The sequence below is a fragment of the Novosphingobium sp. genome, from assembly GCF_965229225.1.
Classification (GTDB): Bacteria; Pseudomonadota; Alphaproteobacteria; order Sphingomonadales; family Sphingomonadaceae; genus Novosphingobium.
This window is the reverse complement of sequence record NZ_OZ245867.1, coordinates 810,408-828,186: the sequence shown is the minus strand read 5'-3', so window position 1 is coordinate 828,186 and position 17,779 is coordinate 810,408. Positions and strand designations below refer to the sequence as shown.

Genomic DNA, 17,779 nt, shown 5'->3' with positions numbered 1-17,779 from the left:
ATTGGCAGAGTTGAGCGCCGCTGCAACAAGGCCTAGAGCGGTTCTCGAACCAGGCAGGAAAGCAGCATCACCGATGAATGCGCGACCATTGAGAGTGGCTGAAGCGGCCGAACCCGAACACCGCGGTGATCGCACGAGGAAGGCGATCAAGCGCGTCATCGCCAAGCTCGCCATGAAGCGGAGCATTACCGAGATCAATCTGTCCGACATCTGCGCCGGCGCCAAACTGACCACGGGAGCGGTCTATTTCCATTTCAAGGGCAAGGATGATGCCATCGAGGAAATGGTTATCGACGAGATCGGCGACATCTATGCCCGCATGGAGAAACTGCAGGGCAGCAATTTCGGCGAACTGGTCGCCCGCGCTCTGGAGGATTCATCGTCCTATCATCACCGTAGCAAGCAATTGCCGCGCGCGATCCAGCAGGTGATCAACATGCGGCCCAAGGCCTATGCGGCCTGGATCAAGGCGCGCGAGCCCGTTGTCGAAAAGTTTCGCGCCGCCATCGCCCAGGAACGCGCTGCAGCCGGACTTTCGATCGAGCCGGCGCCGTATCTCGCGCATTTCATCCTCAATTCGATGGAGGATCTGGGGATGGACCTGTTTCAGTGGAACAACCCTACGCTTGCCCCCTTCGCGAAGACACCGGCAGATTGGAACGCCCGGCAGACCGCGCTGTGGCGTCACGCGATTCTGGCGCCTTTCGAGAGCGATTGAAACATAATTCTGTTATGTTAGTGTGCCTGCGATGACAGCGCAGGATGACATGATGGGATTGATCGACGGGGCCTTGGATCGGCGGCAGTTGCTGGCCCTGCTGTCAGCCGCCATCGTGGCACCAAGCGCCAGCGCACAGATTGCGGCCGTCCCGGTCGAAAAGGCGCTGCGGGCATTCGTCCGCCGCCATGTCGGTGGCCAGCGCGCGCCGGGCGTCTCGGTTGCCGCGGTGTTGCCCGATGGGCGGACCATTGCCGTTGCCGGCGGCCTTGCCGATCCCGCAACCGCAAGGCCGATGACGCCAGCAACCCGCCTGATGTCGGGGTCTACCGGCAAGACTTTTGCCGCTGCCACCGCCATGGCGCTTGTCGACGCAGGCAAGCTCAGCCTTGATGCACCGATTTCGCGGCTGTTCGCCGACGAACCCTGGTATGCGCGGCTACCCAACGCCAAAGCGCTCACGCTGCGCATGCTGCTCCAGCACAGCGAGGGCTTTCCGCAATTCCTCGATCAGCTGGATTTCCAGTGGGCCTTCACGACAGACGCCATCCGTGGCCGCGATATCGGTTACAGTCCGCGCAAGATGCTATCGTTCATTCTCGATGAACCGCCCCTTTTCGCACCCGGTGCCCGGCACAGCTATTCCGATCTTGGCTATCACCTTGCCGGGCTGGCGATGGAGAAGGCAACCGGGAAGGGCTATTACGAGCTGCTCGACGGGCTCATCCTCTCGCGGCTGAAATCACCCGATGTGATTGCGGCCACCAGCACCGATCTTCCCGGCCTCGCCACCGGATTTGCGCGCGGCGACATACTAGCCGCCATGGCCGGGATGACTGGCCGCACCACCGATGCGGCTGGCCATCTGCGGCACACTCCGAAACTGGAGTATACCGGCGGCGGTCTTGCGCTGACACCGCGCGCGCTGGCGCAATTCTACTGGAAACTCGCCAAGGGTCAGATCCTGCCGCCGGCGAGCTTCAAGACGATGATGGATTCGAGCCTGCCGCTGCCCGGCGCGGCTCAACCCGACGTTTCGCAAGCTTATGGCCTTGGCATGTTCATTACCAAGCGCCCCGAATTGGGCCGCTACATCAGCCATTCCGGCTATTATCCGGGCTATTCCTCCAACGTCGCCATGCTGCTCGATCACGGCATCGCAGTCGCCGTTCAGCAGAACAGCGACCACGGCGACGACATTTATGCGATGTTGAAGGAACTGGCAGCGGCGGTGATCGCTGCAAACGCGTCTAGCCCCGCGTCTTCCTGATCAGGCGGCCCGGTCGCGCGCCGGTGAGTGCGCCGCCGGCGCTGACCGTTTCACCAGCGAGCAGCGTTTCGATGTAGCCTCGCGCCCCCTGCAGGAAGCGGATGCCGCCCGCGGGGAGATCAGCATGGATCTCGGGCTTTTCGAGGCCGAGCGCGGCAAAATCGATGACATTGAGATCGGCCTTGCGGCCGACTGCTACCACGCCGCGGTCATCAAGGCCGAAATGCTGCGCCGGAATGCCCGTTTGCAAAGCCACCGCACGTTCAAGCGGGATGCGGGGCCCGCGGGTTCTGTCGCGCGCCCAGTGGCTGAGCAGATAGGTCGGGAAACTACCGTCCGAGGAAAAGCCGACATGGGCACCGCCGTCCGATAGCCCCATCATCGCGTTGGGATCGCTCAGCATCGCGTGGATGGCGGAAAAATCGCCGCCGCCGTAGTTCATGATCGGCACGTAGATCAGGCCATAACCGTCATTCTCAAGCAAGTGGTCGAGCAGGACGTCCTGCGGGTCGCGTCCCTGTGCCTGCGCCAGCGCCCAGATCGATCGTTCCGGCACGGGTTCGTAGTCAACATCATCGCCCAGCGGGAACATCCGCTTGAGCATCGCCACGGCATCGGCGCTCCATTCCTCGGCGCGGGGCGTTACCGACATGACGAACTGCGAGAGCGGCGTATCGGGCTCGGCCAGCAATTGGGCGCGGACCGCCGGATCGAGCAGCCGGGCGACCCGCTCGGCGAGCGGCAGATGCGCCATGGCCATGTAGGTCGGCCTTGTGACGAAGGGATGGATGGTTCCCGCGAGCGTCTGGATCGAGCCCAGCGGCCTCGGCGCCACCTGCGCGCGCATTTCGAACCCCGCAGCGTTGACGCCGGCGCACGCCTTCAGCAGCCCCTGCCAGAAGCCTTCCGGCCACCAGTCATCCTGTTCCAGAGTGAACGACAATGGCCGCTTGCTGCGCCGGGCGAGTTCGAGCACTTCGGGAAAATCGTCGAGATTCTCGCGGTAGAAATCATTGAACAGCTGGATGACGCCGCGTCCGGCAGCGCCCATGGCTTCGCCGATGGCGTAGAGTTCCTCGGCGGCGACATGGCGGGCATAGGTCGGGTTGCCCTTGGCATCGCGGTGGCCGATCGTGTTGGCGGTCGTGAAGCCGACTGCGCCTGCGGCAATCCCGTCCACCACGATGCGCGCCATCGCGGCAATGTCTTCCTCCGTCGCCGCTTCACGGCGAAGCGCGCGTTCGCCCATCACAAACAGCCGCACGGCATTGTGCGGCACCTGGACACCGATATCGACGGTGCGCGGCGCAGCAGCCACGGCATCGAGATATTCCGGGATCGTCTCCCATCCCCAGCGGATGCCTTCGTGGAGCGCGGTGCCCGGAATATCCTCGACGCCTTCCATCAGGTCGACCAGCCGGTCGCGATCTTCCTTGCGGCAGGGCGCGAAGCCGACGCCGCAATTGCCCATGATCGCCGTGGTCACGCCGTGCGCGGCCGAAGGCAGCATTTCGCCATCCCACGACACCTGTCCATCATAATGGGTGTGCACGTCGATGAAGCCGGGGGTGACGATGGCGCCATCGGCGTCGATCTCGCGCGCTCCGTGCGCGGCAATCCTGCCGATCTCCCGGATGACGCCGCCTGCGATGCCGATATCGGCGGTTTTCGCCGCTGCGCCCGTCCCATCGACCACATTTGCGCCGCGGATCACCAAATCAAAGGCCATGCCACTCTCCCGTACCGACGAACCGATCGGCTTTGTTACCATAACATAATCCGATTATGTTGATTGACACAAGGCAGGAGAATCGCAAGCTCGCGTCTGTGGTGAAGTCTGCTGATCTTCGGCAGGAAGGTGCCGCCGGGCAGCCGGATCGAACGAGACCGGACGCGGCCTGCTAAAATCGGCCGCTGGAGGCAAACGGATGACTGACCGCTCGGCAGGCCTTCGGGCAAACCAACCCTTGGGCGCCGGGGCCATGCTTGGCTATGGCGTGGGGTCGGTGGGTACGGGCGTCTATTCGACTGTCCCGGGCATCCTGCTGCTCTACTTCGCCACGCAGCAGTTGCACCTGCCACCGGCGCTGGCTGGCGCCGCGATTCTGGCGCCCAAGCTCGTGGTCATTTTTGCCGATCCGCTGATCGGGCGCTGGTCGGACCGGGAGGTGCGGGCGCTGGGGAGCCGCCGCCGCCTTCAGGGGCTGGGCATTGCCGCCAGCGCAGTGGCTTTCACGGCCTTGTTTGCAGTTCCGCAGCTGGCAACGCCGCAGCTGACCGCTTTGCTCCTCGCAGCGAGCTATCTGCTGGCGTCCTTGGCGTACAGTTTCTTCGCCGTACCCTATCTTGCCGTTTCTGTCGATCTTGCGCTTGCCGAAGGTCCTGCTGCACGCCTCATCGGCATCCGGCTGGTTTTCGCTTTCGCGGGGATCCTGCTCGGGGCTTCGGGCGCACCGGCTTTGGTCACGGCCTTCGGCGGAGGTGCGCCGGCCTATCGCTGGATGGCGCTTGCGATTGCGGCATGCTGTGCTTGCGCGATGACGATCGCGTGGTTGAGGCCGATCGCGGCCGGATCGAACCCCGCACCAGCCGCAGCCATCAGCGGATTTGCGCTGATGCGCCTGCGCGGCTTCCGCGCTGCGCTTGGTGTCTATTTCCTGGCCATGGCGGGATGCGGCACCGCCAGCGCGGCGACGGCTTACTACCTCGTGATCGCCCGCGCGAGGCCCGAAGCGGATATCGGCCAGTTCTTCCTGATCCAGATTGGCGCCGCAATCCTTGCGATGATCCCGTGGTCGATCATGGTCGAACGGACCGGGACTGCGCGGGGCATGATGCTTGCACTCGGCCTGGCCGTGATCGCCAGTCTTGCGCTCTCCATGGCCATCAGCTGGCCTGCGATTCTGGCCGGCGCGGCATTCGGCGGCTTGGCCACCGCGGGAATACAGGTCGCGGGTTTCTCGGCATTGGCCGCGTTCGGCAGGTCCACGGGGACTGCCGCGAGCGCCACGCTTGCCGGTGTCTGGAGCGCTGCAGAGAAGGTAGCGCTGGCGCTGGGTCCGGCGCTGTGCGGACTTGCCCTGAGCTTTGGCGGCTTCCGGAGCGGCGTTTCCCCGGCGCTGCAAACCGATGGCGCGAGATTCGCGGCAGTGGCAGCGATGGGCGTGGTCCCGTGCGGTCTGTTTGTCCTCGCCGCCGTCTGCCTCGCGCTGCAATCAGACCGTATGACGCCGCAAGAGCGCGCGCGCCGGTTGGAAAGCTGATTCTGATTGGTTGTTCGGCTCGAAGCACGTCGCTTCTTTTGCGCAAGCTTGCGCCGCATACGCGCCATGGAGGTGGCTTTTGCACCCCGTGAAGCAGGGGGGGCGATGCTTGGAATTCGTTGGTCGGGACGAGAGGATTCGAACCTCCGACCCCCACACCCCCAGTGTGATGCGCTACCAGGCTGCGCTACGTCCCGACCGGAAGGCGGGCCTATAGGCAGGGTCTGGGTGGATGGCAAGGCTCTTGATCCGCGATAGCGCGGGGCAAGCGGTTTGCGGCGGATGGGATGGGCGCAAAGTTGCCTAAGCCATGCCAAACTGCTAGCGCGCCAGCCCATACTGGCCTCACCGGGCTTGCGGCTTGCCGCCTGCCGGGGTTCGCTGCGCCAGACCAGCCCTTGCGAAAGTTCCTGACCTGCCATGAACGGTCCTGCTCTTCTTGCCATCCTCGCCGCCGCCGCGCCGGCCGCCACTCCGGCCGAGCCGCCGGCGTACCTCCAGTTTCTGCCGCTCGTCGCGATGGCGGCGATCTTCTACTTCCTGATCCTGCGCCCCCAGATGCGCCGGCAGAAGGAGCAGCAGGTCAAGATCTCGGCGCTCAAGAAGGGCGACCAGGTCGTGACCGCAGGCGGCCTGATCGGCAAGGTGATCAAGGTCGAGGACCAGACGGTCGATCTTGAACTCGGCCCCAATGTCCGCGTTCGCGCGGTGCGGGCGACGATCGGCGACGTGCTGCCGCCCGCTGGGTCTGCTCCCGCCAACGATTGATGCTGCGGCCCGCGTCACCATATGGTGGCCAATGGCCCCATATGCGCGTGGCCTCCTTCAGGAAGACTTCTCTCGATGCTTGAATTTCCGCGCTGGAAGGTGATCTGGCTCTGGGCGATCACGCTGCTGGCCGCGCTTGCCGCGGCCCCTTCGATCGCCACGGTCATGGGCTTCACGATCCCTGCGGGCATCTATGCGCCCAAGGTCAATCTGGGCCTCGATCTTGCCGGTGGCAGCCACATCCTGCTCGAGGCCGATCCCAGCCAGGTACGCCAGCAGCGCATCGAGGGCATGGACGAATCGGTCCGCAACAAGCTGAAGCAGGCGAGCCCGGACATCCGCATCAGCGATATCTCCAACCGTGACGGCGCGCTGACCTTCCTCGTCGAGGATCCCGCCAAGGTTGATGCGGTGCGCGAGGCGATCCTGCCGCTGACCAATGGCGCGGGGCTGACCGGCGCGCGCGACTGGAAGATCGAGGTCATCGACGGCAACCGCTTCGTGCTGACTTCGACAGCGGAAGGCATCGATCTTGCGGTCGCGCAGGCGATGGAAACGGCGGTCGAGGTGGTGCGCAAGCGCATCGACGCACTGGGCACGCGCGAGCCGACGATCATCCGTTCGGGTGCCAACCGCATCGTGGTCCAAGTGCCGGGCCTGCAGGATCCGCAGGCGCTCAAGAACCTGCTCGGCCAGACCGCCAAGCTCGAATTCAAACTGGTCGATACGACCGCGCTGCAGAGCGATATCCAGCGCGGCATCGCGCCTCCGGGCAGCGAGATCGTGCCCTATGCGCCGGGCAAGGACGGCGGGCCGGTCGGTTCGATTGCGGTCAAGCGCCTTGGCGGCATTCGCGGTGATCAGCTGACCAATGCACAAGTCACCAACAACCAGCAGACCAACGAGCCGCAAGTGGCGATCACCTTCAACACCGAAGGCGGCGCGCGGTTTGCCAAGCTGACGACGCAGAACGTCAACAAGCCCTTCGCGATCATCCTCGATGGCAAGGTGCTTTCCGCACCCAACATCAACGAGCCGATCCTTGGCGGCAGCGCCGTGATCTCGGGTAACTTCACCACGCAGGCGGCAAGCAATCTCGCGATCTCGCTGCGTTCGGGCGCGCTTCCGGTCGACCTCAAGGTGGTGGAAGAGCGCACCGTCGGGCCGGATCTCGGCGCGGACTCGATCCGCAAGGGCATGATCGCTATGGCGGTCGGCACGCTGGCGCTGGTGGCCTTCATTCTCGCCGTCTATGGCCGTTTCGGCATGTATGCCTGTATCGCGCTGGTGTTCAACGTGCTGATGATCCTGGGCATCATGGCGCTGATCGGCACAACGCTGACCCTGCCGGGCATCGCCGGTTTCGTGCTCACGATCGGCGCTGCGGTGGACGCCAACGTACTGATCAACGAGCGCATCCGCGAGGAACGGCACCGTGGCCGCCGTGTGTTCCAGGCGGTCGAGATGGGCTACAAGGAAGCCAGCCGCGCGATCTTCGACGCCAATATCACCAACGTGATCGCGGCTATGTCGATGGCCGCGTTCGGCACTGGTCCGGTACGCGGGTTCGCCATCGTGCTGCTGATCGGCATCGCGACTTCGGTGTTCACCGCGGTGACCATGACCCGCATGTGGGTCGCGCAGTGGCTGCGCAAGGCGCGGCCGACCGAAATCGCGCTTTGAGGGACTGGCAACCATGAAACTTCTCAAGCTCGTTCCCGATAACACGAACATCAAGTTCCTGCGCTGGCGCGTGCCCTTCTACGTCATCAGCGTGCTGCTGATGGCGGCGAGCCTCGGCCTCGTGTTTACCAAGGGGCTCAACCTTGGCGTCGATTTCATCGGCGGCCAGATGATCCGCGTGACCTTCACCCAGAGCGCGGAGGCACCGGTCGGGCCGCTGCGCGGCGAGATTGAGGCGTTGGGCTATGGCGAGCCGATCATCCAGCGCTATGGCAAGCCCAACGAGATCTCGATCCGCATGAAGCTGCCCGAAGGCGCGGACCACGACAGCGGCCTATCGGACAAGATGGCGCGCACGATTACCGCCGATATCAAGGCCAAGCACGCCGATGCGCGCGTGGACGGCGTGGATTCGGTTTCGGGCAAGGTTTCGGGCGAGTTGTGGCACAGCGCGGTGCTGTCGCTCGGCCTCGCGGCGCTGGCGGTGGCGGCCTATATCTGGCTGCGGTTCGAATGGCAGTTCGGTGTGGGCGCATTGTTCAGCCTTGTCCACGACGTGACGCTGACCCTGGGCCTGTTCGCGGTGACGCAGCTGGAATTCGATCTGACGATCGTGGCGGCGCTGCTGACGCTGATCGGCTATTCGCTCAACGATACCATCGTGGTCTACGACCGCATCCGCGAGAATCTCAAGAAATACCGCAAGATGCCGATGCCTGAGCTGCTCGATCTTTCGGTGAACGAGACGCTTCACCGTACGCTGGCGACCTCGCTTTCGATGCTGATCACGCTGACGGCATTGCTGCTGCTGGGTCCGGGGGTGATCTTCGGCTTCACAGCCGCAATCACGCTGGGCATTTTCGTCGGTACTTACAGCTCGATCTACATGGCTGCGCCGATCCTGATCTGGCTGAAGGTCACCTCGAAGAGCTTCGTGCCGACCGAGAGCCAGCTCGACAAGCAGGAACGGATGGCGCGCGAGGGGGCTTGAACGCAGGCGAGGCGCAAGCATCCTTCGACGGGCTCAGGATGAGCGGTGTTGGTGGTTGCACCAGCGCTCGTGCTGAGCTTGTCGAAGCACGCTGAGCAACGTCAGCGGCCTGTCGCAACCTTTTCGTAGATTCCCGCAAGCGCTGCCGCATTCGCGTCCCAGCTGAACCGGGCGGCGCTCTCGGCAACGTCTGCTTGCGCTGGCGGCGCGGCGAGGATTTCCGAGATGGCCGCGGCGATGGCGGCGGGCGTGCGCTCGGCCAGGCGGCCAGCGGCAGGGCGGTCCAGTACTTCTGGTGCGCCGCCAATCGGCGGGATGACGAGCGGCGTGCCGCAGGCGAGCGCCTCGATCCAGGCGTTGGCAAGGCCCTCGCGCTCCGAAGGCAGGACCATGACATCGGCGGCGCTGAGCAGCACGGGCAGCGTATCGTGGCTCACTGCGCCTAGGAAATGCACTCGGCTGGACACGCCGTGCGCGGCGGCGCGGGCGCGCAAGGCGTCCTCGTCGGTGCCGGTGCCGGCAAGCGCGAGCTGGATGTCGCCGGGCAGGCTGGTCAGCGCTTCGATCGCAAGGGCTTGCCCCTTGATTGCGATCAACGCGCCGACGCAGACGGCGAGGCGGTCCGTGGGGCGCAGCGTGAGGTTGGGCAGGCTGGCGGCAAGCTGCGCGCGCGCTTCGCTGCGGGGCAGCGGCTGGAAGCGCACGCGGTCGAGGCCGGTGTAATGCACCGTGATACCACCGGGCGGGGCGAGACGCAGCGCTTCCATATCATGCGCAAGGGCGCCGGACACGGCCAGCACGGACGCAGCGCTGTGGGCGGCGCGGCGCATCTGGAGGAGCGCGGCGGGCCGGTCCCCCCAGAGATGGATATCCGAACCGCGCGCCTTGATCGCGTGGGGCAGGCCAAGCGCGGCGGCGACATCGGCGGCAGCGGGGCCATCGGGGTAGAAGAACTGCGCGTCGACCAGATCGAATGGCGCTTCGCGGTGGAGCTTTCGCGCCAGCGGCAGGACCGCGCGGGTGATCGCCCAGGGATTGAATCGGCCGGAAAGGCCGGGAACCAGCAGGAAACGCGGATGGTGGACGGTGACGCGCCCGCCGGATTCAATCGGAGGGATGGCGGCGAGCGGCTTGTAGCGTCCCATCGCGTTAAACGGCGGCGGGGGCAGGCCGATCGGGTTTATCACGGTAACGTCCCAATCCCCCCGCGCGGCGAGCGCCTCCATCTGGCGCGCGACGAAGCGACCGAAGCCCGGACGGGTCGGCGCAGGATAGAGCGTCGAGATCGACAGCAGGCGGCGCTTCACCGGCAAATCGCGGAATGTCAGAGCGAGCGGACGAGCAGTTCGGCAACGCCGATCCAGGCGGGATGATCGATCACCACCTGCCGCTGGCCGACGCCGGGCGGAAGCAGCGCGACACGATCACCATCGCGATCGATCATGCGGCCGAATGCGAAACGGCCGCCGGGGCGGGGGGCGAGCACATCGCGGTTGAGCGCGCGGCCGAAATCATCGGGCCCCACTTGCCGCAGCCAGACCTGATCGCCTGCGCGGTATTCGCCGGCGCTTGCTTCCACGGTCATCACGACAAGCTGGGCCGAGCCCGGGCCAACCGGGAAAACCGCCGACATGGGCTTGGTGAGCGCCTCAGCGCCGGTCGCTGCGAGGCGGGCGATGATCTGCGGTTCGCTCTCCACCTCGGCCTTGACCAGCAACTGCGGATCGACATCGAGCGCGGCGGCGATGCGGTTCATCCAGCCGAGCGAAAGCGAGCGCATGCCCGTTTCCAGCCGGCCGATGGTTTGCGCAGTGGTTGGCGGCGCGCAGCGCGCGGCGACATCGGCCAAGGTGAGGCCTTTTTGACGGCGGATATCGCGGATGCGGTTGATCATGAGAGGGGCACTTTCAGCGGCCTTATGCACGCTTTTACAGCTTTTGTGCGCTGCGGCAAGTTTTGTGCTTTCCTACAGGTGTCACTCTCCGGCAAGACAGCGCATGTTCCTGATTTGTTCAAAGGAGAGGTGGCATGACGCAGGTTCTGGTCGAGCGTGAACTGACCGAGGAAGGGCCGCGGCGCGTGGGCGGGGTGCGGCCCGGTTCCGGGCGCGCGGCAGTGCGCAGCGTGAAGGTCAATCTCGCCGAATCGCCGCTGACCTGGCTTCATGCGCGGGGCCACCTCATTGACCGGCAATTTGCGGCGGGTGAGCGGCTGCGGGCGGACTGGGAGCGCGCCGAACTCGCGCCTTCGGTGACAATGCGCTGGGACCCGGTGCGCATTGCGGGTGGTGAGCCGGGCCTGACGCCGGGCGAGCGGCAGCTGGCCGCACGCCGCCGCTTTGATGGCGCAATCGCGGCGGCGGGGCCGGGGCTTTCCGACATCCTGTGGCGCGTGGTCTGCGCGGGCGAGGGCGTGCCGACTGCGGAAAAGGCGCTGGCCTGGCCTGCGCGCAGCGGCAAGCTGGTTCTGGAGCTGGCGCTCGACCGGGTGGCGGGATTTTACGGTGGGTCGTGAGGATTTCCCCCGCTCGCCCTGGGGGGTGTCTTGCTTCCCCGCGAGGGAATGTGCGAGCGGACAGGCTTTCCGATCTGCGGGAGCCTAGTCCATGGAAAGACGTGAATTTCTCACCGGTGCAGCGACCGCTGCGCTGACGGCTTGGCTGCCAGCACAAGCCTTCGCTGCCGCAGGTGCCGCGCCCGGCGATGCCGCCTTTGCGGCGCTGGCCGACCGCCTGTTCTACAACAACCTGCTGCTGACGCCGAACCATGCGACCGGGCTCGGGCTCGACACCGGCGTGCGCGCGGCACTGCGTTCGCGGCTCGATGACAAGAGCGAGGCTGGCCGGGCGGCCACGCAGGCGTTCGACCGCGCCGGGCTTGCCGCGATGCGCGGCGTCGATTCGGCGAGCCTGAGCCCCGCCGTGCAGCGGCAGCGCGATATCCTGGCCTATATGTTCGAGCGGCGGCTGGCCGGGGTGCCCTTCGGGATCGAGAGCGTGCAGCAGCCCTATCCGATCACGCAGCAGCAGGGCATCTACTTCGAAGTGCCGGACATGCTCGACAGCCAGCATCCGGTGGAAACCGCCGCTGATGCCGAGGCCTATCTCGCGCGGCTGCGGGCCTTTGCCTTTGCGCTGGATGAGGACACGCTGGGCCAGAAGCGGCTGGCGGGGCGCGGGGTGATCGCGCCGCGCTGGTCGCTCGATCTGGCACTGGGCCAGCTCGCCAAGCTTCGCAGCGCTGCGCCGGAGGCCAGTTCGCTGGTGCTTTCCTTGTCGCGGCGTACCACCTCCAAGGCCATTCCCGGCGATTGGGCGGCGCAGGCGGCGAAGATCGTCGGCGGCGACGTTTATCCCGCGCTCGACCGGCAGATTGCGCTGATCAAGGCGTTGCGCCTCAAGACCCCGGCGGGCGACGGCGCGTGGCGCGTGCGCGGCGGCGATGCGATCTATGCAGCCGCGCTGGCCGAGGCGACGACGACCAGGCTGAGCCCGGAAGAAGTCCACAAGATCGGGCTTGCGCAAGTGGCCGATATCACGGGCAAGCTCGATGCGATCCTGAGGGGCGCGGGCTATACCAAGGGCACGGTGGGCGAGCGGCTGACGGCGCTCAATCATGCGCCGGACCAGCTCTATCCCGATAGCGATGCGGGCCGGGCGGACCTGATCGCCTCGCTCAACGCCGGGATCGCGACGATGGCGAAGAAGCTGCCGCAGGCCTTCGCGAACTATCCCAGCGAGCCGCTGGAAATCCGCCGCGTGCCGGTGGAGATTCAGGACGGGGCTTCGAACGGCTATTACTACAGCGCCAGCCTCGATGGCTCGCGCCCGGCGATCTACTGGATCAACCTCAAGTCCGTGGGCGACTGGCCGCGCTATTCGCTGCCTTCGCTGACCTATCACGAGGGCATTCCGGGGCACCACCTGCAAGGCGGCTATGCGCAGAAGGGCGGCGCGCTGCCTTTGTATCTCAAGGACTATTTCCTCTCGGCGCACGGCGAGGGCTGGGCGCTCTATGCCGAGCAGCTGGCGGACGAACTGGGCGGGTATTCGGCGCTGGAGCGGGCCGGGTATCTCCAATCGTTCCTGTTCCGCGCGGCGCGGCTGGTGGTCGATACCGGCATCCATCACTACCGCTGGAGCCGCGAGAAGGCGACCGCGTATATGGTCGCCACCACCGGCTTCGCGCAGGCGCGCAGCCAGCGCGAGGTGGAGCGCTATTGCGTGCTGATCGGGCAGGCGTGCAGCTACAAGATCGGCCACACGGCATGGGTCGCGGCGCGCACGAAGGCGCAGGCGGCGCTGGGGGACAAGTTCAGCCTGCCGTGGTTCCATGGGATTTTGGAAGAAGGCACGATGCCGCTGTTCATGCTGGAGAAGCGGATCGAGGAGCGCACGGCGGAGCGATTGGCGGCGGGGTGAGGGGTTTCAGAACACGTTGTGATCGTGCTCGCGCCGCAGCGATCGGCCCCATCTGAAAAGCCCGAAGCCGGCCATGAAAGGGATGCCGCCAAAAAGCAGCGGCACCCAGCCTGCGGCGATCATCGACGGATCGCGAACAACTTCGGTCAAGGTCATGCCGATCACCGCCACCGTGCACAGACCGCTGGTGAGCATGATCAGAATACCGGCCGCCTGCAGCAGGCCGCCGAAAAGGCGCTTCATGGTGTCCTCCGGGCGCGGGCGAGCACCGGCGCGCCCTCGGCGCCGGGGCGGTAGAACGTGTTGTAGGTATCGAAGGGGATGATCTGGCGATCGGGCGTGATGAAGTGGACGCAGCTGCGCTTCACCGTCGCCAGATCGAAGTTGTAGCGATCGAGGAACTGCAGGATCACGACGCGGAAGCTGTTGGCATAGCCAAGGTCTTCCGGCACCAGCGCCTGCGGCAGGCAGCACAGCACGCCCGCCACCTTTTCCTCGGTATTGCACTGCGTGGTGGCCAGGCTGAACAGGTTCAGCATCGCCTCGCGCAGCGCAGGGTAGGCTTCGTAGCTGATCGTGTTGGGCCCGTTCAGCAGAACTTCGCGGGGGAGCAGCGAGGTGATCGGGGTGACCGAGCGGCCAGCGCGCAGGCCATAGCCGATGCAGATCTGATCGGGATTGCAGGGCAGCGGGATCATGTCTTCCGCCGCAAAGACGCCTGCCTTTACCACCTCGCGCCGGATCTGGGTAATCAGCATGCGGTTGGCCTTGCCGTCGAACCCTTCGTTGCGGCCGGCATCCTGCACCGGCTGGAAGGTCACGCCGCGCACGCATTTCCATTCAAGCGCGTGGTTGACGATGGCCGCGATCTCGCTGTCGTTCACCCCGCGCTTCACCACGGCGACCAGCGTGGTCGAAAGGCCGACGCGCTCCAGAGCCTCGAGCGCGGCTTGGCGGACGCGGGAGAGGCGGGCGCCGCGCAAGTTGACCAGCGCCTCGTCGTTCAGGCTGTCGAACTGGAGATAAACTTCGAGACGGGGGGCGTAGCTGGCGAGGCGCTCGACGAAGGCCGGGTCCTGCGCGATGCGCACGCCGTTGGTGTTGATCATCACGTGCCGGATCGGGCGGCGCTTCACCGCATCGAGCACTTCGAAGAACTGCGGGTGGATCGTGGGTTCGCCGCCCGAAAGCTGGACGAGATCGGGCTCGCCCTCGCTTTCGACCAGTGCATCGAGCATGCCCTCGATCACGCTCAGCGGCAGGTGCGCGCCGTGGACGTTCTCGGCATCCGCGAAGCAGACCGGGCAGGCGAGATTGCAGGCCGAATTGATCTCGACGATGGCGAGGCAGCTGTGCTGTTCGTGATCGGGGCAGAGGCCGCAATCGAACGGGCAGCCGGCTTCGGTGCGGGTCTGCGCGGTGAGCGGGCGGTCGCCGGGCTTGAGCCAGTCCTTCTGGCCGCGCCAATAGGAGAGATCGTCGCTGATCAGCGTTTTCTGCACGCCGTGGGCGGCGCAGCGCTTGAGGTAGTAGACGCTGCCCTCTTCGATAATGACTTTGGCGGGGACGGTTTCGAGGCAGGTTTCGCACAGGCTCGTGGTCTGGCTGTGGAAGATGTAGGGCGCGGCCTTGCGCTCAGGCGCTGGCAGGACGGTCGTTTGAACGTGCGATCCAGACAAGCGCATAGATGATGAGTCCGATCATGGCCAAGTTGAACACGTTTAACGGGCCGAGGATCTTTGGATAGGGCTTGAGGAACTCCCACGCAAATCGCTGCACCGCATAGAACAGCACGAATGCATGGAAGCCGTGGCGCGTGGCCCAAGCGCGTTCGCGGGTGAGCCCGCGCCAATAGACGATGAGGAAGGCCAGCATCGCGAGCGATTCGTAGATCTGTACGGGATGGCGCGCGATGCCATCGCCCAGATCGACGCCCCAGGGCAGGTTGGTGGGGGTGCCATAGGTCTGGTCGGCAAGGCCGGCGAAAAGGCACCCAAGGCGGCCGACCATGATGCCGAGCGTGAGCGGAATGACGAAGGGCCCGCCGGTCGATCCGCGCACGCCGCGCACCCATTTCCAGAGCTCGACGGCGACGATTGCTCCGGCCAGCGCGCCCGCGACCGAGTGCGAGAGCGTGGGCCGGGCTTGCTGCAGCGTGTTGAGCGAACCCAGCAACCACGCCCCTGCTGCGGCACCTAATGCGAGGGTGATGAAGTAATCAGGTGCAGTCTGCTGGGCGAGCCGCTCAACGCTGGCGCGGCGGCGCCGATAGACCCACTGGCCGCCAAGAAAGGCTGTCCCCCATGCGGCGAGATCGCCGAGATAGTGGAACCAGGGGGACGTGGGGATGTGGATCACTGTGGGAGTGGTATCATAGGTGGTGAAAGGGTTGGAAGGTCAGAGCAACAGACGTTGTACTGGTTTGCTGCGTTGACCCGCCAAACAACTCGGATCATCTTTAGCGCATGCAGGAACAAGTTCCGAACCTCGGCCTTGGTGGCGACGGCGACGAGATCGCGGCGATCGAGGAAGTCGAGACCGCCTTCGGGGTGAGGCTCGACGATTCGGACGCGGGCAATTGGTCAACTGTTGGCGACATCCATACAGCGCTGATGCGCGCGCTTTCTCCTGAGGAGGCCGCCAAGCCGGATGTCTGGGCGCGATTTGCAGAGGCCATTTCGCGGGAGACCGGCGTCGATCCGACAAGGATCGGACCGGACACCGACCTGATTCTGGCGGGCGGGGGCTGGGGCCGCGTCGCGAGTGCTGCCGGCTGGTTCTGGATGCTGCTGCTTGGTGGATTGATTGGGCTCAGCTTGTTCTACAAGGTTGTCGGCTAGCCCTCCACCATCTCCGCCAGTTCCAGCCAGCGTTCTTCTGCCGCGTCCTTCTCCGCGCGCGCCTTGTCCAGCGCGGCGGTGAGGGCGGCGAAGCGGGCGGGGTTCTTGGTGTAGAGGTCGGGGTCGGCCAGCGCGGCTTCGTCGCGGGCGATGGCTTTTTCGAGGTCAGCGATGCGATCCGGGAGGATCTCGTAGTCGCGCTGGTCCTTGTAGGTTAGCTTGGCCTTCTTGGGCGGTGGGGGCGGCGGCGGCGCAGCGGCGGCTTTGTCTGCCGTTTCGCGCGCCACGGGCTTGCCGGCGAGGCGCTGTTTGCGCTGCTTTTCCCAATCGGCATAGCCGCCCGCGACGACATCGACTTTGCCCGAGCCATCCATGCCGAGCGTAATCGTGACCGTGCGATCAAGGAAATCGCGGTCGTGGCTGACGATGAGGACGGTGCCGTCGTAGTCCGAAATCACTTCCTGCAGGAGGTCGAGTGTTTCGAGATCGAGGTCGTTGGTCGGCTCGTCAAGCACGAGAAGGTTCGAGGGGCGGGCGAATTCGCGCGCGAGGAGGAGCCGCGAGCGTTCGCCGCCCGAGAGCGTGCCGACGCGGGCTTCGACCATGCCGGGATCGAACAGGAAGTCCTTGAGGTAGCCATGGATGTGTTTGCGCACCCCCTGCACGTCGATCCAGTCACTGCCTTCGGCGACCACATCGCGGATGCGCTTTTCGGGCGACATCAGGCTGCGCTGCTGGTCGATCACGACGGGGGTGAGCGTTTTGGCCAGCGTGACGGTGCCGCTGTCGGGTTCCAGTTCGCCGGTGAGGAGTTTCAGGAGCGTCGTCTTGCCTGCGCCGTTCGCGCCGACCAGGCCGATGCGGTCCTTGCGGGTGATGCGCAGGGAGAAGTCCTTGACGATGACCCGTTCGCCAAAGCGCTTGGTGATCTTGTCTGCGACGATGACGGCCTTGCTCTTGGCATCGTCGCTGGCGAGGGTGAGCTTGGCCGCGCCTTGGGGGCTGAGCATCGCGGCGCGGGTGGCGCGCATTTCCCAGAGCTTTTCGAGGCGGCCCATGTTGCGTTTGCGCCGCGCGGTGACGCCGCGTTCGAGCCAGTGGGCTTCGATCTTGAGCTTGGCGTCGAGCTTGTCCGCCGCGCGGGCCTCTTCGGCGTAGACGGCTTCCATCCACGCTTCATAGCCGCCGAAGCCGATCTCGCGGCGGCGGAGCGAACCGCGATCGAGCCAGAGCGTGGCCTTGGTCAGGCGCTCAAGGAAGGTGCGGTCGTGGCTGATGACGACGAAGGCGCCGTTGTAGCGCTGGAGCCAGGATTCGAGCCATTCGATGGCGGCGAGATCGAGGTGGTTGGTCGGCTCGTCCAGCAGCAGCAGATCGGGCTCGCTGGCGAGGGCGCGCGCAAGCGCCGCACGGCGGCGTTCACCGCCCGAGGCGCTGTCGGCCTTGCGGGAAAGGTCGATCCCGAGCTGTCCGGCGATGGATTCGACTTCGTGGCGCGGCGGGGCGTCCTTGCCCGAGAGCGCGAAGTCCATGAGGGTTTCAAAGCCGGTGAAGAACGGGTCCTGCTCCAGCGTGACCACGCGCGTGCCCGGCTGGACCGAGCGGGTGCCCTTGTCGCCTTCCACTTCGCCCGAAAGCAGCTTGAGCAGCGTGGTTTTCCCCGCGCCGTTGCGGCCGATGAGGGCAAGCCGGTCACGCGGGCCGATCTGGATGTCGAGATCGCGGAACAGCCAGCTTGTGCCCTGGTTGAGGCCGAGGCCTTCCCAGCTGAGGATTGGTGCTGCTGCCATGATGGGCCGCGCTTAGCGGCGCGGGGCGGCGCGGTC

16 protein-coding genes and 1 tRNA gene are annotated in these 17,779 nt (G+C 65.5%); 9 read left to right on the top strand and 8 right to left on the bottom strand.

The window, feature by feature from the left end; genetic code table 11:
- Position 1 precedes the first annotated feature (1 nt).
- Together ACO06X_RS03525 and ACO06X_RS03520 are read left to right on the top strand one after the other, a co-directional pair.
- Complete coding sequence (locus tag ACO06X_RS03525) at positions 2 to 718, top strand: TetR/AcrR family transcriptional regulator (protein WP_421838617.1); 717 nt, start codon at positions 2 to 4, stop codon at positions 716 to 718.
- Between the two features lie 31 nt (positions 719 to 749).
- Positions 750 to 1,988, top strand: a complete 1,239-nt coding sequence (locus ACO06X_RS03520; RefSeq protein ID WP_421838616.1) for a serine hydrolase domain-containing protein — start codon at positions 750 to 752, stop codon at positions 1,986 to 1,988.
- On the opposite strand, the gene ACO06X_RS03515 is transcribed toward ACO06X_RS03520, so the two are convergent.
- Positions 1,969 to 3,717 (bottom strand): N-acyl-D-amino-acid deacylase family protein, encoded by a 1,749-nt coding sequence (locus ACO06X_RS03515; protein WP_421838615.1) that lies wholly within the window; start codon positions 3,715 to 3,717, stop codon positions 1,969 to 1,971. The genes ACO06X_RS03520 and ACO06X_RS03515 overlap by 20 nt on opposite strands.
- Positions 3,718 to 3,916: 199 nt before the next feature.
- Between ACO06X_RS03515 and ACO06X_RS03510 the strand changes: the two genes are divergently transcribed.
- Positions 3,917 to 5,251, top strand: coding sequence for an MFS transporter (locus ACO06X_RS03510; protein ID WP_421838614.1), 1,335 nt, complete (start codon positions 3,917 to 3,919; stop codon positions 5,249 to 5,251).
- Positions 5,252 to 5,371: 120 nt separating this feature from the next.
- On the opposite strand, the gene ACO06X_RS03505 is transcribed toward ACO06X_RS03510, so the two are convergent.
- Positions 5,372 to 5,448 (bottom strand) — tRNA-Pro (locus ACO06X_RS03505).
- A 223-nt stretch (positions 5,449 to 5,671) separates the two neighbouring features.
- Between ACO06X_RS03505 and yajC the strand changes: the two genes are divergently transcribed.
- The 3 genes from yajC (at position 5,672) to secF (ending at position 8,693) form a co-directional block, all read left to right on the top strand.
- Entirely contained in the window at positions 5,672 to 6,019 is a 348-nt protein-coding gene (yajC, locus tag ACO06X_RS03500; RefSeq protein ID WP_421838613.1) for a preprotein translocase subunit YajC, read from the top strand.
- 75 nt (positions 6,020 to 6,094) lie between these two features.
- Entirely contained in the window at positions 6,095 to 7,702 is a 1,608-nt protein-coding gene (gene secD / locus ACO06X_RS03495; protein WP_421838612.1) for a protein translocase subunit SecD, read from the top strand.
- Positions 7,703 to 7,715: 13 nt separating this feature from the next.
- Positions 7,716 to 8,693: a protein translocase subunit SecF gene (gene secF, locus ACO06X_RS03490; RefSeq protein WP_421838611.1), complete on the top strand. Its 978-nt coding sequence runs from the start codon at positions 7,716 to 7,718 to the stop codon at positions 8,691 to 8,693.
- Positions 8,694 to 8,794: 101 nt separating this feature from the next.
- Here the strand turns inward: secF and ACO06X_RS03485 are convergent, their stop codons facing one another.
- The gene (locus tag ACO06X_RS03485; protein WP_421838610.1) at positions 8,795 to 10,000 is read right to left on the bottom strand and encodes a glycosyltransferase; all 1,206 of its coding nucleotides are present in this window, start codon (positions 9,998 to 10,000) and stop codon (positions 8,795 to 8,797) included.
- Between the two features lie 17 nt (positions 10,001 to 10,017).
- Positions 10,018 to 10,587: a helix-turn-helix domain-containing protein gene (locus ACO06X_RS03480; RefSeq protein ID WP_421838609.1), complete on the bottom strand. Its 570-nt coding sequence runs from the start codon at positions 10,585 to 10,587 to the stop codon at positions 10,018 to 10,020.
- Positions 10,588 to 10,721: 134 nt separating this feature from the next.
- On the opposite strand from ACO06X_RS03480, the gene ACO06X_RS03475 reads away from it, so the two are divergent.
- Positions 10,722 to 11,207 carry a DUF6456 domain-containing protein gene (locus tag ACO06X_RS03475; RefSeq protein ID WP_421838608.1) on the top strand — a complete coding sequence of 162 codons (486 nt, stop codon included), beginning with the start codon at positions 10,722 to 10,724 and terminating at the stop codon, positions 11,205 to 11,207.
- Positions 11,208 to 11,298: 91 nt separating this feature from the next.
- Complete coding sequence (locus ACO06X_RS03470; RefSeq protein ID WP_421838607.1) at positions 11,299 to 13,113, top strand: DUF885 domain-containing protein; 1,815 nt, start codon at positions 11,299 to 11,301, stop codon at positions 13,111 to 13,113.
- A gap of 6 nt (positions 13,114 to 13,119) precedes the next feature.
- Here the strand turns inward: ACO06X_RS03470 and ACO06X_RS03465 are convergent, their stop codons facing one another.
- Genes ACO06X_RS03465 through ACO06X_RS03455 form a run of 3 tightly spaced genes read right to left on the bottom strand, consistent with a single transcriptional unit; the run spans position 13,120 to position 15,471 of the window.
- Positions 13,120 to 13,356 (bottom strand): hypothetical protein, encoded by a 237-nt coding sequence (locus tag ACO06X_RS03465; RefSeq protein WP_421838606.1) that lies wholly within the window; start codon positions 13,354 to 13,356, stop codon positions 13,120 to 13,122.
- Positions 13,353 to 14,798 (bottom strand): radical SAM protein, encoded by a 1,446-nt coding sequence (locus ACO06X_RS03460; protein ID WP_421838605.1) that lies wholly within the window; start codon positions 14,796 to 14,798, stop codon positions 13,353 to 13,355. Before ACO06X_RS03460 ends, ACO06X_RS03465 begins: the two co-directional genes overlap by 4 nt.
- Positions 14,749 to 15,471 (bottom strand): prolipoprotein diacylglyceryl transferase, encoded by a 723-nt coding sequence (locus ACO06X_RS03455; protein ID WP_421838604.1) that lies wholly within the window; start codon positions 15,469 to 15,471, stop codon positions 14,749 to 14,751. Before ACO06X_RS03455 ends, ACO06X_RS03460 begins: the two co-directional genes overlap by 50 nt.
- Positions 15,472 to 15,578: 107 nt before the next feature.
- On the opposite strand from ACO06X_RS03455, the gene ACO06X_RS03450 reads away from it, so the two are divergent.
- Positions 15,579 to 15,953 (top strand): hypothetical protein, encoded by a 375-nt coding sequence (locus tag ACO06X_RS03450; protein WP_421838603.1) that lies wholly within the window; start codon positions 15,579 to 15,581, stop codon positions 15,951 to 15,953.
- Here ACO06X_RS03450 and ACO06X_RS03445 read toward each other — a convergent pair.
- A complete protein-coding gene (locus ACO06X_RS03445; RefSeq protein WP_421838602.1) occupies positions 15,950 to 17,743 on the bottom strand; it encodes an ABC-F family ATP-binding cassette domain-containing protein in 1,794 nt (597 codons plus the stop codon). The genes ACO06X_RS03450 and ACO06X_RS03445 overlap by 4 nt on opposite strands.
- Positions 17,744 to 17,779: the final 36 nt, after the last annotated feature.